Below are 15,701 nucleotides of genomic sequence, written 5' to 3' on the forward strand. Positions count from 1 at the left end.
AAAGCCCTTCCTAACCTTCCCAAAGGGAAGGAATTTAATACTACTCAAAAAATAAGCACTCCTGTATACAACGCCTCCACCTCAACAATTGGTGGTTGATTTACTGAAATCAAATTTCCTGTACCAAGTAATTTGCCTGTTAACTCTACTTGCGGATTCACAATCATATCATTGCTACCACGATGATACACATCAACATTTTGAGCTATAAGTTGTTCACCTTCAAAACGACCAGCTCCAGAATAAAAACCTACAAATAAATTGTTAGTTACTCCTGAAAGGTAAAAAGACGCGATATTGTTAGATGTAACTCTAACTTGGTTGCTATTAAGTTCCATTCTAAAATCGCCAACTGTAAACGTTCCTGGCGCGTTAAAATCTTCTGACAACAGCGATAAATTATTATAATTTAAAACACCATCAGACTGTATTTCAAACTGAGTTGAACTTCTTATTTCAGTAATATTTGGTGCTGTAACATACACTTTTGTTGCAGCGTAGTCTCTTACAAAATTACAGGTGTTATTATCTGAAAGTATAAGTTGTGCGTTTTCAACTTTTACTTCAACATCAGACAGTAAGTTTTCACCAGTTTCAATAATAATAGTGGTTTCAGCGTCTTGTTTTAAAATCAACTGCACATTTCTATTCACCAAAATTTTATTAAAAGTTGCAACTTCTACAACTTCTTGCACAATGGTTCCTGTGGTTTGAAAACAGTCGCTCGCATCCTCGCTATCACAAGCAAAAAGCATTATAAAACTTACTATGTAAACTATTTTTTTCATCTTACAATCGTATTCCTACACCTAACTCAACAGCTTCGGCTTTTGCACCATGAGATTTTAAAGTTAGTGCTCCAAATATTTTATCTCCAAAATAACGCTTCATTCCCACTCTAAAATAGGTTCTACCTTCAAAATCGTATGGATAATAAACATAATACCCTAACTGGGTTACTACAGACAGTTTATTAATAAACAACTCATGACCAGCAAAAACACCAACACGTTTCCAGTCTTCATCTCCACTAACATTATCTTCAGGAAAAGCAACAGATTTATAGTAAATCAATTCTTCCAAGAATTGCGAGAAAAACACATCTGCTCCCAGCTGCACTGCACTTTTATGGCTTAAACGTTTATCAGCATAAGCAGACACAACTAAAAAAGGATATTGACCACTACCAACTACATCACTTTCGTTTATTCCACTTCTTAAAGCAAAATTAAACTTTATGGGTTCTGTGAATTTTTCTTCTGAAAGGTTATAGATATACTCAGGAGTTTCTTCTTCTAAATTATACGTCAATCCAACATTAAAGGTTATGGAATTAACACTAGTATTTGGTGCTTTTACATTAGCGTTTGAATAATGAATAAGACTTAACCCTGTTTGAAACCCAAACCTATCAAACAAGCGTTCTTTTTTATAGTTGAGCATTAAATAGGTACTACTCAACAAACGAGAACCAAACACTATATTTTTATGATTATCAACCTTATCATAAGGGTTGGTTGTATAGGCTAACCCTTGACCAATTCGCAACATTAAATTCCTTTTAAAAAAGTAAAAATTATAATGCGCGTACAAGGAATAATTATCTCCTAAGACCTCATTTTTTAAATTTTGATAAGCAAATGACACACCATAATCAGGATAGTTGTAACGTTGCTCCCAAGCTTGATGACCAAAGGTTTTTTTATTCCAACTTAAAATAAAACCTTCGGGATGCCCATTGATTAAATGAAGAATATCATCATTATGAAGCGCAATATTACCTTTAAAATAATTGACATCAAAAGTAGATGTTGTTTGCTTTTCCTGTGCAAAAATAAAAGCACAACAAAACAAAAAAGTATAGGTAACAAGCTGCTTCATAGTTTAATTTAGTGAAGCAAAAATAACAGAATATTTAGAACAACCGCTCAGCAATGGCTTTTATATTGTCACTTTTACCCATTGAGTAATAATGTAATACTGGCACACCTGCATTTTGTAATTCTTTAGATTGATTAATTGCCCATTCTACACCTACTTGTCGCACAGCTTTATTGTCTTTACAATCCTCAACAGCATCAATTAAGTCTTCTGGTAAATCTATTTTAAATACTTGCGGTAATAATTGCAAGTGCTTTTTAGTCGCAATTGGCTTTATTCCTGGAATTATTGGCACTGTAATTCCTGCTTGTTTCGCAGCTTCAACAAATTCAAAGTATTTTTTATTATCAAAAAACATTTGTGTTACGACGTAATCTGCACCACAATCTACTTTGTGTTTTAAGCGTTTTAAATCGCTTTGTAACGAAGGTGCTTCAATGTGTTTTTCAGGATAACCAGCAACACCTATGCAAAAGTCAGCTTTATCGCTAGCTTCAATAACATCGTGCAAGTATTTTCCTTTATTCAAATTTTGAATTTGCTCAACCAATTCGCTAGCATATTGATGACCTCCTTTTGAAGGCTCAAAATACTTTTGATGACTCATAGCATCACCTCGTAATGCCATAACATTATCAATTCCTAAATAGTGGCAATCTACAAGTAAATATTCGGTTTCTTCTCTACTAAAACCGCCACATAACACATGCGGAACTGTATCAACGTTGTATTTATATTTTAAAGATGCACAAATACCAACGGTTCCTGGTCGCATACGCGTGATTTTTCGATCTAACAAACCGTCTTTTTCTATATAAACATGTTGCTCCCTAGACGTTGTTACATCAATAAATGGTGGCTTGAACTCCATTAAAGGGTCAATATTGTTGTATAACTCTTTAATGTTACTTCCTTTTTGTGGAGGAATGATCTCAAAAGAAAACAAGGTTTTTCCTTTGGCTTGCTTTATATGTTCGGTTACCTTCATAGTCTATGTTTGGCACCAATCTTATCAAACTTTAAGCCGATAAATATGCAACCAACAAAGACAATCCAGTGATTAAAATCAACTGAAAAGCAAATCGTATTTCTACTTTAAATTTTGTCATTTTTATAGCAAATTTGTTGCTGCAAGATTAGTGATTTATTTAATATCGAATATTAATTTATTTGTAATTATTAGTTAATTTTCTGACAAGTTTGGATTCAGCCACTTTTGAGCTTCCTCGGTTGACATACCACGTCTTTTGGCATAATCTTCTAATTGATCTTCGGTAATTTTTCCTAACCCAAAATATTTAGCTTCTGGATTTGCAAAGTAATAACCACTTACACTTGCTGCTGGCCACATTGCAAGACTTTCGGTTAGTTTTACACCAATAGTTTCTTCGACTTTTAAAATATCCCAAATGGTTTGTTTCTCTAAATGATCTGGACAAGCTGGATAACCTGGCGCAGGACGAATACCTTTATAACTTTCGGCAATTAAATCTTCGTTGGTTAAATGGTCTTCGGAAGCGTAATTCCAATGTTTTGTTCGCACTTCTTTGTGTAAATATTCTGCAAAAGCTTCGGCTAATCTATCGGCTAATGCTTTTATCATTATGGAATTATAATCGTCGTGATTCGCTTCAAATTCTTTTGCTAATTGCTCGGTTCCAAAACCTGTAGTCACACAAAAACAGCCGATATAATCTTGAATTCCTGTGTCTTTAGGCGCGATAAAATCGGCTAATGCAAAGTTTGGAACACCTTCACGTTTTTTAAGTTGCTGACGCAGTGTTAGGAATTTTGCAGTGTCAGATTGAGCGCAGTCGAAATCTTTTTTAGGTGCTGAATCAAGTTCAGCATGACACTCTTCGATTATCACCTCAATATCATCATCATTTACAGTATTTGCAGGAAATAATCCAAAAACTGCTTTTGCTTTCAGCAGCTTTTCATCAAAAACTTTTTGAAGCAAAACTTTAGCGTCTTTGAACAATTCGGTTGCTTGTTTGCCAACGATGTCGTCGGTTAAAATATCTGGATATTTTCCGTGTAAATCCCAACTTCTAAAAAATGGTGACCAATCGATATAATCTTCTAAAATCGTAATATCAAAATCTTGAATATCTTGTATTCCTAATTGTTTTGGTTTTACAATGTCGGTTGTTTTCCAATCGATTTTAAACTTTCGGTCACGTGCTTCTTCAATTGAGACATATTCCTTTTGTTTACCACGTTTTAAAAACTGCTCACGGAATTTTTCGTATTCCTCACGAATCTGTTCTTTATACACTTTGTTATCTTTCTGCAGCAGATTTCCTACAACCGTTACAGCTCTAGACGCATCGTTGACGTGCACAACAGTATTGGAATAATGTGGTGCAATTTTTACCGCAGAATGCGCTCTAGACGTCGTTGCGCCACCAATTAACAACGGAATATTAAACCCTTGTTTTTCCATTTCTTGCGAAACGTAAACCATCTCGTCTAACGATGGTGTAATTAAACCGCTTAAACCGATAACATCGACGTTTTCTTTTTTAGCAGTTTCAATGATTTTTTCTGGCGGAACCATGACGCCTAAATCCACAATCTCGTAATTATTACAACCCAAAACTACACTCACAATATTTTTACCAATATCGTGTACATCGCCTTTTACGGTTGCCATTAAAATTTTACCATTAGAGCGTTGCGAATCGTCTTTTTCTGCTTCAATATAAGGTTGTAAATAAGCGACTGCTTTTTTCATCACTCGAGCCGATTTTACTACTTGAGGCAAAAACATTTTTCCACTTCCAAACAAATCGCCAACCACATTCATTCCGGTCATTAAATGACCTTCGATTACTTGAATAGGCTTGTTTACCGTTTGTCGCGCTTCTTCAACATCTTCAACAATAAAAGCATCAATACCTTTTACCAAAGCGTGCGTAATACGGTCTTGCAAAGGTTCGCTTCGCCATTCTTGTACTTTTGCTACATCGTCTTTTTTCTGCCCTTTTACGGTTTCGGCAAATTCTAGTAAACGTTCGGTTGCATCGTCTCGTTTGTCAAAAAGTACATCTTCTACGTGTTCCAGTAAATCCTTCGGAATTTCATCATAGACTTCCAACATTGTTGGATTAACAATTCCCATATTCATTCCGTGTTGAATCGCGTGATATAAAAATGCTGCATTAATAGCTTCACGCACGACATTGTTTCCTCTAAACGAAAATGATACGTTACTTACGCCACCAGAAACGCTGGCATAAGGTAGATTTTCTTTAATCCATTTTGTAGCATTAAAAAAGTCTAAAGCATTTAAACGATGCTCTTCCATTCCGGTTGCTACAGGAAAAATATTTGGATCAAAAATGATGTCTTCTGGTGGAAATTGAACTTGATTTACCAAAATATCGTAAGAACGCTTACATATTTCTATCCTACGCTTGTAGGTATCGGCTTGACCATCTTCATCAAACGCCATAACGATTACTGCTGCACCATAACGTTTGATAAGTTTTGCGTGATGGATAAATGTCGCTTCGCCTTCTTTTAAACTGATAGAATTCACAACCGATTTACCTTGTACGACTTGCAAACCAGCTTCGATAATGTCCCATTTAGAGCTATCAATCATAATAGGTAATCGTGCAATATCTGGCTCTGATGCGATAAGATTTAAGAAGGTTACCATTGCGTGTTTTCCGTCAAGCATACCTTCATCCATATTGACATCTATAATTTGCGCGCCACCTTCCACTTGGTCTCTCGCAACATCTAATGCTTCGGCATAGTTTTCTTCTTTTATTAATCGTAAAAATTTACGCGAACCAGTAACGTTAGTACGCTCGCCAACGTTTATAAAATTACTTTCAGGTGTTATGATTAATGGTTCTAGACCTGATAATTTTAGATATCGGTTTTTGTTCTCTTTCATACATTAAAAGTTCTCGACTGCGCTCGAACCGACAGTTCTAGGTTTATATTTTGAAGCAACTTCAGCAATCGCTTTTATGTGTTCTGGTGTTGTACCGCAACAACCACCGATGATGTTTATTAAATCATCTTTTAGGTAGTTTTCAATTAGCTGTTGCATTTGTTTGGCTGTTTGGTCGTACTCACCAAAAGCATTCGGCAATCCTGCGTTTGGATGTGCTGATGTGTAAAAATCGGTCTCGTGAGATAAGCGTTTTAAATACGGTTGTAATTGGTCTGCACCAAGTGCACAATTAAAACCAACACTTAACAATGGTATATGTGATATTGAAATTAAAAATGCTTCTACAGTTTGCCCAGACAAAGTTCTACCAGAAGCATCAGTAATGGTTCCAGATACCATAACCGGAATGTCAATATTACGTTCTTCCTTAACTTCTTGAATGGCGAATAATGCTGCTTTGGCATTTAGTGTATCAAAAATAGTTTCGACTAATAAAATATCGCTTCCACCATCAATTAAAGCTTCAACTTGTTGTTTGTAAGCTATGCGTAATTCGTCAAAGGTTACTGCGCGATATTCTGGTCTGTTTACATCTGGACTTAAACTTGCGGTACGGTTTGTTGGACCAATACTTCCTGCTACAAAGCGCGGTTTTTCAGGATTGGCTTTTGTGAATTCTTCAGCAACTTGTTTTGCGATTTTAGCCGATTCAAAATTTAACTCGTACACCAAATCTTCCATATGGTAATCTGCCATACCAATGGTTGTTCCAGAAAAAGTATTGGTTTCAACTATATCTGCACCAGCTTCGAAATACTTTCGGTGTACTTCTGCAATAGCTTCTGGTTGGGTTAGCGATAATAAATCGTTATTTCCTTTTAATGGATGTTTAAAATCTTTAAATCTTGAACCACGAAAATCGTCTTCAGTAAAATTATAGCGCTGCAACATGGTTCCCATTGCGCCATCTAAAACTAAAATTCGGTGTTGTAATATTTTGAAAATGTCTGACATTTTATAATTTTTAAAATGTCATCATGAAAAGAGAGAAGAATAATTCTCGGGTTATCTGTCCCAAAAAATGGGTAGAATTTAGCACCTTCTTAAATTTCTTATCAAAGAAAATTAAGGGTTGCTAAGGCTTCAACGGGTCTATTCCCTCTGCCTTTCGTGATAACAAACAATATTAATTATGAACTATGGGACAAAGTAACGTAATAAATAATTGAATCGCAATATTTATTCAAATAAATCTGAAGACAAATATCTATCACCTATATCGCAAATGATTGCCACAATAACACCTTTATCTATAGTTTGCGCTATTTTTAAAGCCGATGCTACAGAACCACCACTACTCATACCTGCAAAAACACCTTCTTGAGTTGCTAGTAAATTAGCTGTTTTTTTTGCGTCTTCTTCACTTATTTCTACAACTTGATCTACTTTTTGAGGATTAAATATTTTAGGTCTGTAAGCTTCTGGCCATTTTCTAATTCCCGGAATTTTTGCACCATCTTTAGGTTGCGCACCAACGATAGTTATGTCTGGATTTTGCTCTTTTAAGTAAGTAGATACACCCATAATTGTACCTGTTGTACCCATTGCAGAGACAAAATGCGTGATTTGCTGATTGGTATCGCGCCAAATTTCTGGACCTGTAGTTTTGTAATGTGCTTTCCAGTTATCGTCATTTGCAAACTGGTTTAACATAAAATAGCCCTTTTCTTTATGGAGTCTTTCGGCTTCGTCACGAGCGCCTTCAATACCAACTTCGGAAGACGTTAAAATTAATTCGGCACCATAAGCACGCATGGTTTTTATTCGCTCTTCGGTAGAATTTTCAGGCATTACTAAAATCATATTTACGCCTAATAATTTCGCAATAAAAGCTAATGCAATACCAGTATTACCACTAGTTGCTTCAACCAAAGTATCGCCACGTTTAATATCTCCGCGTTTTAAAGCTTCGCTTATCATATTAAATGCAGCACGATCTTTAACGCTTCCACCTGGATTTTTTCCTTCAAGTTTTAAAAACAGTCTTACACCATCTTTTTTTAGGATGTTTTGCACTTCAATTAACGGCGTATTTCCTATTAAATTAGTTATTGATTGACTTTGTATCATGATGGTCTTGTACTTATATTAATTTCTGACTTATAGGTCACTAATGAGTTTGGTGGAACGGATTGCGTAATCCACACATTGGCACCAATAACACTGTTTTTGCCAATTACAATATCGCCTCCTAAAATAGTTGCGTTTGCGTAAATTGTTACATTGTCTTCTATGGTTGGATGACGTTTGGTTTGCGATAAACTTTTTTTAACCGATAATCCACCTAAAGTAACACCTTGAAAAATCTTGACATTGTTTTTGATAATACTAGTTTCTCCAATTACAATTCCTGTTCCGTGATCTATAAAAAATGAATCGCCAATGGTTGCTCCTGGATGAATATCGATACCTGTTTTACCATGAACACACTCGCTCATCATTCTAGAAATAATAGGTAAATCCATTTTAAATAATTCGTGACTCATCCTATAAATTGCTATGGCATGAAAGCCTGGATATGCTAGATAAATTTCTTGCAAACTCTTACAAGCTGGATCATTTTTTTCGGCAGCTTTGGCATCTAACTCAATTTTCTTTTTTATCGTTGGAAGCATACTTTCAAAAGTACTCCAAATGATTTCAGAGTCTTTATCTGTAATGTCTTCAACAACTGTTTTAAATATAGGCTTTAGCTGTTTCAGTTGTTCTTTTTGTCTTACTTCATCATCAAACAATGCATAGAACAATTGCTTTGTTACATCTGAAACGGTCTCTTTAATTCGTAAATTTATCTGCATGTTTTTCTTATGAATGCTAAAATTACTATTCCATTTTTAGTTTATCACAAGCTTTAAGATTTTATTAAAATAAAACCTCGTAGTAAAAAAATTTCACCACGAGGAATTACAACTAAATATACAGCAACTAATCATTAATCTATTGCTTGCACAACTGCTTTTGGCGCTTCTTTTCTGGTTCCATCAAAACCATCAACACCACTAACGGTTGTATACTTTAAAACATATTTTTTACCAGGATTGATAATTTTATAAGCTGATTGACACATTAATGTTGCCTCGTGGAAACCACATAAAATCAGCTTTAATTTACCTTCGTAGGTATTAACATCGCCTATAGCAAAAACTCCAGGAATATTGGTTTGATAATCTAACGTATCAACTTTTATGGCGTTTTTTTCAATCTCTAATCCCCAATCTGAAATAGGTCCAAGTTTTGGTGATAGACCAAACAGCGGAATAAAATGATCAGCTTCTAAAAGTATGTTTTCACCTTCTTTTTCGATAGTTACACCTTCAACATTTTGATCACCATGTATGGCTGTAACTTCAGCTGGTGTAATTAAATTAATCTTTCCTAAAAGTTTTAACTCTTTTACTTTTTCTACAGAATCTAAAGCGCCACGAAACTCGTTTCTTCTGTGAACCAAAGTCACTTCAGACGCAATATCAGCAAGAAAAATACTCCAGTCTAAAGCCGAATCACCACCACCAGAAATCACCACTTTCTTGTTGCGATACACTTCTGGGTCTTTAATCATATATTCAACACCTTTGTCTTCATAAAATTCTAGGTTTTCAATTTTAGGCTTTCTAGGTTCAAAACTTCCTAATCCACCAGCAATTGCTACTACTGGTGCATGATGTTTTGTGCCTTTATTTGTTGTTACAATAAACGAACCGTCTTCTAACTTTTCTATGGTTTCTGCACGTTCTCCTAACGTAAAACCAGGTTCAAACTGTTTGCCTTGTTCCAATAAATTTTTGGTTAAATCGCCTGCTAAAATTTCAGGAAATCCAGGAATGTCATAGATTGGTTTTTTGGGGTAAATCTCTGAACATTGTCCACCAGGTTGTGCTAATGCATCTATTAAATGGCATTTTAATTTTAATAATCCTGCTTCAAAAACGGTAAATAATCCGGTTGGTCCTGCGCCTATTATTAATATATCGGTTTTAATCATGTTTAAATCTGTTTGTTTGAAATTAATGTTTTAGTCACATTGTTTAGGGTTTGAACTTTATGCTCAAAGTCGCCTTTAATTGTTTTTCTAAATCGGTTTAAATTTTGCACCAAATCGTCTATGTTTTCTGGAATGACGTCTTCAAAAAACTGTCTTAAACGTTTTGCTGTTGTTGGCGATTTTCCGTTGGTAGAAATAGCTACTTTTACATGACCTTTAGTAACAATACCTCCTAAATAAAAATCGCACAACTCTGGTGTATCTGCGACGTTTACCAAAATATGATTAGCTTTTGCATCGTTGTAAATTTGTTTATTTACTTCTGGGTTGTCTGTCGCTGCAATGATTAAATCTTGATCCAATAAAAACGAATTGTGATAAGACATCTTGATTAACTTAACATCAAACTGCTTTGCTAATGTTATAACATCTGGTCTAAAAAAATTAGCTACCATTGTCACTTTAGCGTTTGGACTAGATTTTAGTAAAAACGTTAGTTTTTCTAAAGCCACATAACCACCACCAACAATTAGCGTATTAATGCTATGCATTTTTATAAAAATTGGATATAAATTATTTCTTTCATTCATAATTATGCTACTTTTAAAGTTTCTACTTGTTTAGCGATTGAATTAAGCGCAACACGCTGTTTTACAACATCACCAACTACAATAATTGCTGGATTAGACAGTTGCTGCTTTTTTACAACATCGCAAATTGTATCTACGGTTCCAATGCCAAATTTTTCATCTTTTGTTGTTCCGTTTTGAATAATTCCTACTGCAGTATTTGCTTTACCTTCGGATGAAAACACGTCCATAATTTGCTGTAGTTTTCCCATTCCCATAAGGATTACCACAGTTGCGGTAGATTTTGCTGCAAGTACAATATCATTAGACATATTATGCGATTTGGTTGTACCAGTAATGACCCAAAAACTTTCTGAAGCACCGCGTTTTGTTAACGGAATACCTTGAAATGCTGGCACTGCCAATGCTGACGAAATACCTGGCACCACAAAAGTTTCTAAACCAAAAGGCTTCACATAATCTATCTCTTCTGCTCCACGACCAAACACAAAAGGATCGCCTCCTTTTAACCTTACAACATGTCCTTTTGTTTTTGCTCGCTGAACGATTAAATCATTAATTTGTTCTTGTTGATAAGCATAACAACCTTTGCGTTTACCAACAAAAATCAGTTCTGCTTTTTTTGATGCATAGTCAAGCAAATCTTTGTTTATTAAAGCATCGTAGAGAATTACATCTGCTGACTGAATAGCTTTAATAGCCTTAAGCGTTATTAATTCTGGATCGCCAGGTCCTGCACCAACAATGGTTAATTTTGGAATTATTGTCTTCATCATCATGCTACTTTTTGATCGTTTTCACGATAGGTTTTTACTGTTTTTAAAAAGGCTTCAGCACTTTTAAAATATTGCTCTGCAAATGCTTTACTTGGAGCGTTTTCTTTAATCTGAAATACTAACTCTGAAAATGATACGTCTAGCGGAATACGTTTTGTTGCTACAAAATCTTCATCAAACTGCTTAATAATTCCTGCTTGAGAATTGGTTGATTTATTTTCTGTTAGCAATATTGCTTTAGCTGAATTTACAAACGCATTATACGTGTGATAAATGGCGTGAGAATACACATTGTTCTCTAACGCTTCTTTTGCTAGCTCTAGTTTTTCTTCGCTTTCTAAAAATAAAGTTGAAATTAAATCGATAACTACGCCAGCGCATTCACCAATACCTATTGCTTTTTCATAAACTTCGGTATTTCCCCAATCGATAAAATCGTCTTGAGTTAAATTACTAACATCTGATAAGTCTGTAAGCATATCATAAAAATACATTTGTCCTTTGTCTTGGTAGTAATCTTCAAACGACAAGTTATTTGCATTAATTTGAAAATCGTCTAATAAACGACGTAGCGCTATTGGCGCACGACGACTTGGTACTTTTACTACTTTGTCTGCAAAAACACCTTGACCGTTACCTTTGTTTGCACCACCTAAAAGTACTTGTAATGCTGGCGCAACTAATTTATCTGGTGTACGAATTGACATACCTTGAAATCCAATATTTGCCATATTGTGTTGCCCACAAGCATTCATACAACCACTAATTTTAATTACAAGATCTTTGTTATTTAAGTATTGTGGATATTCAGTTTTAATGACTCGCTCTAATTCTTCAGCAATTCCTGTACTACTTGCTATTCCTAAATTACAAGTATCTGTTCCTGGACAAGCTGTAATATCTACCGCTTTGTTATAACCTGCTTCTGCAAACCCTAATTTGGATAATTCTTGATAGAAATATGGCAATAAATCTTCCTTAACAAACGGAATTAATATGTTTTGGCGTAAGCTTAATCGTATTTCTCCTGCTGCATAATCTTCGACTAAATTAGCTAACAATCGTGCTTTGTCTGTATAAAAATCACCTAACAACACCTTTATTCCTATCGCTACATAACCATCTTGTTTTTGTTTGATAACATTGGTGTTTTTCCAAGTTTGAAATGCTTTTTCGTCTTTTATATCAACTTCTGGTGCAGTAACATTTACTGGTTTTGAAACTGGATAATTTTCTGCATCAATTGGAATAGATGCAAATTCAATTGCTTTTTGCTCTTCTGCTACAAGGCGCTTAAATTCTTCTAAACCAATATCTTTTATTAAGAATTTCATACGCGCTTTTGCACGACTTTTACGTTCGCCATAACGATCAAAGATGCGCAAAACACCTTCCATTACTGGAATAATTTTATCACTAGGCAAAAATTCATAAAACACATCGGCATGTCGTGGTTGCGAACCTAATCCGCCACCAAGCATCACTTTAAATCCTCGTACATTGTTTTCAACTTTTGCGATAAAGCCTAAATCGTGCATGTAAGACAATCCTGTATCTTCGTCTGATGCTGAAAAAGACACTTTAAACTTACGTCCCATTTCTTGACAAATTGGATTACGCAAAAAGAACTTAAATAAAGCATCTGCATAAGGAGACACATCAAAAGGTTCGTTTAAGTCAATTCCGGCAGTTTCGCTTGCTGTTACATTTCTTACCGTATTACCACAAGCTTCACGAAGGGTTACATCGTCACGTTCTAATTCTGCCCAAAGCTCTGGCGTTCTATCAAGATCTACGTAATGAATTTGTATATCTTGTCTAGTAGTGATGTGTAATCTGCCACGAGAATATTCGTCTGAAACATCTGCAATTCGGCGTAATTGTTTACTTAACACCTTTCCGTAAGGCAATTTTATACGAATCATTTGAACACCTTGCTGTCTTTGCCCATAAACACCACGAGCAAGACGTAAGCTTCTAAACTTTTCTTCATCAATGTTTCCATTATGGAATAGCTCAATTTTTCTAGCTAATTCTATAATGTCTTTCTCTACAACTGGATTTTCTATTTCTGTTCTAAAACTCTGCATGGTGCGTCGCTTTTTTTATTGTAAATGAATTCCGCACTCTCTACTTTGAAGTGCTTTTATTGGGTCGAAATAATCGACGTTTTTGGTTAAATTATGCTTTGTTACGTAAGCGTCTAAATCAGCATCTGTCCAATAGTAAAATGGACTCACTTTTAAAATGCCGTTTTTACTTAAGCTTAAAATATCTTTCTTATTTCTTAACTCGGTTTGTCTTACACGAATATTCGTAAACCATACTTCAGGATTGTGTTCTTTTAAAGCTCTTTTGAAGGGTTCCAATTTTACAACTTCTGAAAACTGATCGAAATTATCATCTTCTAATGATGGAAAACCTATAGTTTTTTCAACCTCTTCTTTACTCAATAACGATTGATACTTACGAAGATTTAAATGATACTTCTCTGTAATATTTTCAGCATGCTCATAAGTACTTGGTTGATTGTATAACGTATCGCACCAAATAACCTTTATGTCGTTACTATGCTTGGTTATGGTACTTAACAAAACTTCAGAGTATACGCCAAAACTTGTTGTTACTATGTTATTGTTTGTTAATCGCAATGCCCAATCAATAATTTCATCAGGTGTTTTATCTTTTAATACTTGGTTCCAATATGCTATATCTATCGTTTGTCCTATCATCTATTTTTTTATTTTTACTATATTCCTATCGGAATAGTAGGAATTAAAAACAAAACTATATAAAAATATTTACCTAGCAGGTATTATTTAGGTTAAAATTTGAATAAAATCGTTAAAGTTATCCTTTGCGTTAATTAAAAAAGTGTTAATTTACAGTAAATCTGCCAATGATTTATTGTTGAAAATTTGCAGTGTGCTATCCCTAACTTCAATCATTAAGCTATGAACAGCACAAGCTGTTTCGTCTGGACAATCGTCGCATTTTTCATAAAAATTCAAACTCACGCATGGTACCATAGCAATAGGACCTTCAAGGATTCTCATGATTGGTGCCATTTTAATATCCTTGGGATCTTTAAGAAGATAATAACCTCCATTTTTACCTTTTTTAGACCCTAAAAACCCATTCTTACGAAGCGTTAATAAAATACTCTCCAGAAATTTTCTGGAGATATTTTCACTTTCGGAAATAGCACTGATTTGAACAGGTTTGTTTCCTTCCTGTCGTGCTAAATACGTTAGCGCTTTTAGACCATATTTGGTTTTCTTTGAAAGCATAAATTCAAAGATAACCAAAATCTGTTATCAACCTAACGCTTGGTTTAAATCGGCAATAATATCCTCATAATGCTCCAACCCTACTGACACACGTACCAAGCCATCAGAAATTCCAACTTCAAGTCTATCAGCTTCATTCAATTTACTATGTGTTGTTGATGCTGGATGCGTCGCAATACTTCTGGTATCTCCCAAATTTGCTGATAATGACAATAGTTGCAATTTGTTTAAAAACTGTCTTCCGGCTTCAATACCTCCTTTTATTTCAAAAGCAACAATATTACCGCCTTTTTTCATTTGCTTTTTAGCTATGTCATATTGCGGATGCGATTTTAAAAACGGATATTTTACCAATTGCACATTTTTATGCGACTCTAAAAACTCTGCTACTTTTAACGCATTTTCACAATGTCTATCAACACGAACAGAAAGTGTCTCCAAGCTTTTTGATAATACCCACGCATTAAATGGTGATAATGCTGGACCTGTATTTCTTGAAAACAGATAAATTTCTCTAATCAAATCAGCTTTACCAACAGTAACACCTCCTAAAACACGACCTTGACCATCTATTAATTTAGTTGCTGAATGAATAACCAAATCTGCTCCAAATTTAATAGGGTTTTGTAAATATGGCGTTGCAAAACAGTTATCTATCACCAATAGTAAATTGTGTTTTTTAGCTATGTTTCCTAGCAACTCTAAATCTAAAATATCAACCGCTGGATTGGTTGGCGTTTCGGCATAGAGAATTTTAGTGTTTGGTTGAATAAGGCTTTCAATTTTATCAATTTCATTTACTTTGAAATAGCTCGTTTCAATATTCCATTTTGGTAAAAATTTGGTGAACAAACTATGTGTTGACCCAAAAACGCTTCGGCAAGACACCACATGATCGCCAGCATTTAGCAAAGCAGCAAATGTTGAAAACACAGCCGACATTCCTGTTGCGTAAGCATAACCAGCTTCAGCACCTTCTAACTTGCAAATTTTATCTACAAACTCTGACGTGTTTGGGTTGGTAAATCGGCTGTAAATATTACGCTCTTTTTCTTCGGCAAATGAAGCACGCATATCTTCGGCATCTTCAAACACAAAACTACTGGTTAAGTGCAATGGTGTTGAATGCTCTAAATACTGCGAACGCTCCATTTGTGTGCGTATCGCTTGGGTTTCAAAATGGTTTTCTTTGCTCATTATCTTTAG

14 protein-coding genes and 1 riboswitch are annotated in these 15,701 nt (G+C 34.9%); all 14 genes read right to left on the minus strand.

All coding sequences use genetic code 11. The features are described from left to right. Positions 1–44: 44 nt before the first annotated feature. The gene (locus ABD011_RS14480) at positions 45–788 is read right to left on the minus strand and encodes a head GIN domain-containing protein (protein ID WP_343799402.1); all 744 of its coding nucleotides are present in this window, start codon (positions 786–788) and stop codon (positions 45–47) included. 1 nt (position 789) lies between these two features. Further along, positions 790–1,881, minus strand: coding sequence for an acyloxyacyl hydrolase (locus ABD011_RS14485; protein ID WP_343799404.1), 1,092 nt, complete (start codon positions 1,879–1,881; stop codon positions 790–792). 34 nt (positions 1,882–1,915) lie between these two features. After that, complete coding sequence (gene metF, locus ABD011_RS14490) at positions 1,916–2,869, minus strand: methylenetetrahydrofolate reductase [NAD(P)H] (RefSeq protein WP_343799406.1); 954 nt, start codon at positions 2,867–2,869, stop codon at positions 1,916–1,918. Positions 2,870–3,064: 195 nt separating this feature from the next. Further along, a complete protein-coding gene (gene metH / locus ABD011_RS14495; protein WP_343799408.1) occupies positions 3,065–5,794 on the minus strand; it encodes a methionine synthase in 2,730 nt (909 codons plus the stop codon). Between the two features lie 3 nt (positions 5,795–5,797). Beyond that, entirely contained in the window at positions 5,798–6,811 is a 1,014-nt protein-coding gene (locus ABD011_RS14500) for a homocysteine S-methyltransferase family protein (RefSeq protein WP_270005445.1), read from the minus strand. A 48-nt stretch (positions 6,812–6,859) separates the two neighbouring features. Beyond that, positions 6,860–6,977: riboswitch (SAM riboswitch) on the minus strand. Between the two features lie 59 nt (positions 6,978–7,036). Next, positions 7,037–7,927 (minus strand): cysteine synthase CysM, encoded by an 891-nt coding sequence (gene cysM, locus ABD011_RS14505; protein WP_343799412.1) that lies wholly within the window; start codon positions 7,925–7,927, stop codon positions 7,037–7,039. Further along, positions 7,924–8,655 (minus strand): serine O-acetyltransferase EpsC, encoded by a 732-nt coding sequence (gene epsC, locus ABD011_RS14510; RefSeq protein ID WP_343799415.1) that lies wholly within the window; start codon positions 8,653–8,655, stop codon positions 7,924–7,926. Before epsC ends, cysM begins: the two co-directional genes overlap by 4 nt. A gap of 134 nt (positions 8,656–8,789) precedes the next feature. Further along, positions 8,790–9,839 carry an NAD(P)/FAD-dependent oxidoreductase gene (locus tag ABD011_RS14515; RefSeq protein WP_343799417.1) on the minus strand — a complete coding sequence of 350 codons (1,050 nt, stop codon included), beginning with the start codon at positions 9,837–9,839 and terminating at the stop codon, positions 8,790–8,792. 2 nt (positions 9,840–9,841) lie between these two features. Beyond that, complete coding sequence (locus tag ABD011_RS14520) at positions 9,842–10,429, minus strand: precorrin-2 dehydrogenase/sirohydrochlorin ferrochelatase family protein (RefSeq protein ID WP_343799419.1); 588 nt, start codon at positions 10,427–10,429, stop codon at positions 9,842–9,844. Positions 10,430–10,431: 2 nt separating this feature from the next. Then, the gene (gene cobA, locus ABD011_RS14525; RefSeq protein ID WP_343799661.1) at positions 10,432–11,202 is read right to left on the minus strand and encodes a uroporphyrinogen-III C-methyltransferase; all 771 of its coding nucleotides are present in this window, start codon (positions 11,200–11,202) and stop codon (positions 10,432–10,434) included. Positions 11,203–11,204: 2 nt separating this feature from the next. Beyond that, positions 11,205–13,295 (minus strand): HEPN domain-containing protein, encoded by a 2,091-nt coding sequence (locus ABD011_RS14530; protein WP_343799421.1) that lies wholly within the window; start codon positions 13,293–13,295, stop codon positions 11,205–11,207. 15 nt (positions 13,296–13,310) lie between these two features. Next, a complete protein-coding gene (locus ABD011_RS14535) occupies positions 13,311–13,937 on the minus strand; it encodes a phosphoadenosine phosphosulfate reductase domain-containing protein (RefSeq protein WP_343799423.1) in 627 nt (208 codons plus the stop codon). Positions 13,938–14,087: 150 nt separating this feature from the next. Beyond that, positions 14,088–14,495 carry an RrF2 family transcriptional regulator gene (locus ABD011_RS14540; RefSeq protein ID WP_131509000.1) on the minus strand — a complete coding sequence of 136 codons (408 nt, stop codon included), beginning with the start codon at positions 14,493–14,495 and terminating at the stop codon, positions 14,088–14,090. Positions 14,496–14,522: 27 nt separating this feature from the next. Further along, positions 14,523–15,692, minus strand: coding sequence for a trans-sulfuration enzyme family protein (locus ABD011_RS14545; RefSeq protein WP_262733476.1), 1,170 nt, complete (start codon positions 15,690–15,692; stop codon positions 14,523–14,525). Positions 15,693–15,701: the final 9 nt, after the last annotated feature.

The organism is Gaetbulibacter jejuensis (genome assembly GCF_039524015.1).
In the GTDB taxonomy this organism is placed as follows: domain Bacteria; phylum Bacteroidota; class Bacteroidia; order Flavobacteriales; family Flavobacteriaceae; genus Gaetbulibacter_B; species Gaetbulibacter_B jejuensis.

Coding starts and splice junctions, on each gene's coding strand:
- ABD011_RS14530 (WP_343799421.1), bottom strand. CDS start 13,295: ATGCAGAGTTTTAGAACAGAAATAGAAAATCCAGTTGTAGAGAAAGAC.
- ABD011_RS14545 (WP_262733476.1), bottom strand. CDS start 15,692: ATGAGCAAAGAAAACCATTTTGAAACCCAAGCGATACGCACACAAATG.
- epsC (WP_343799415.1), bottom strand. CDS start 8,655: ATGCAGATAAATTTACGAATTAAAGAGACCGTTTCAGATGTAACAAAG.
- metH (WP_343799408.1), bottom strand. CDS start 5,794: ATGAAAGAGAACAAAAACCGATATCTAAAATTATCAGGTCTAGAACCA.
- cobA (WP_343799661.1), bottom strand. CDS start 11,202: ATGAAGACAATAATTCCAAAATTAACCATTGTTGGTGCAGGACCTGGC.
- ABD011_RS14540 (WP_131509000.1), bottom strand. CDS start 14,495: ATGCTTTCAAAGAAAACCAAATATGGTCTAAAAGCGCTAACGTATTTA.
- ABD011_RS14485 (WP_343799404.1), bottom strand. CDS start 1,881: ATGAAGCAGCTTGTTACCTATACTTTTTTGTTTTGTTGTGCTTTTATT.
- ABD011_RS14515 (WP_343799417.1), bottom strand. CDS start 9,839: ATGATTAAAACCGATATATTAATAATAGGCGCAGGACCAACCGGATTA.
- ABD011_RS14535 (WP_343799423.1), bottom strand. CDS start 13,937: ATGATAGGACAAACGATAGATATAGCATATTGGAACCAAGTATTAAAA.
- ABD011_RS14480 (WP_343799402.1), bottom strand. CDS start 788: ATGAAAAAAATAGTTTACATAGTAAGTTTTATAATGCTTTTTGCTTGT.
- ABD011_RS14500 (WP_270005445.1), bottom strand. CDS start 6,811: ATGTCAGACATTTTCAAAATATTACAACACCGAATTTTAGTTTTAGAT.
- ABD011_RS14520 (WP_343799419.1), bottom strand. CDS start 10,429: ATGAATGAAAGAAATAATTTATATCCAATTTTTATAAAAATGCATAGC.
- metF (WP_343799406.1), bottom strand. CDS start 2,869: ATGAAGGTAACCGAACATATAAAGCAAGCCAAAGGAAAAACCTTGTTT.
- cysM (WP_343799412.1), bottom strand. CDS start 7,927: ATGATACAAAGTCAATCAATAACTAATTTAATAGGAAATACGCCGTTA.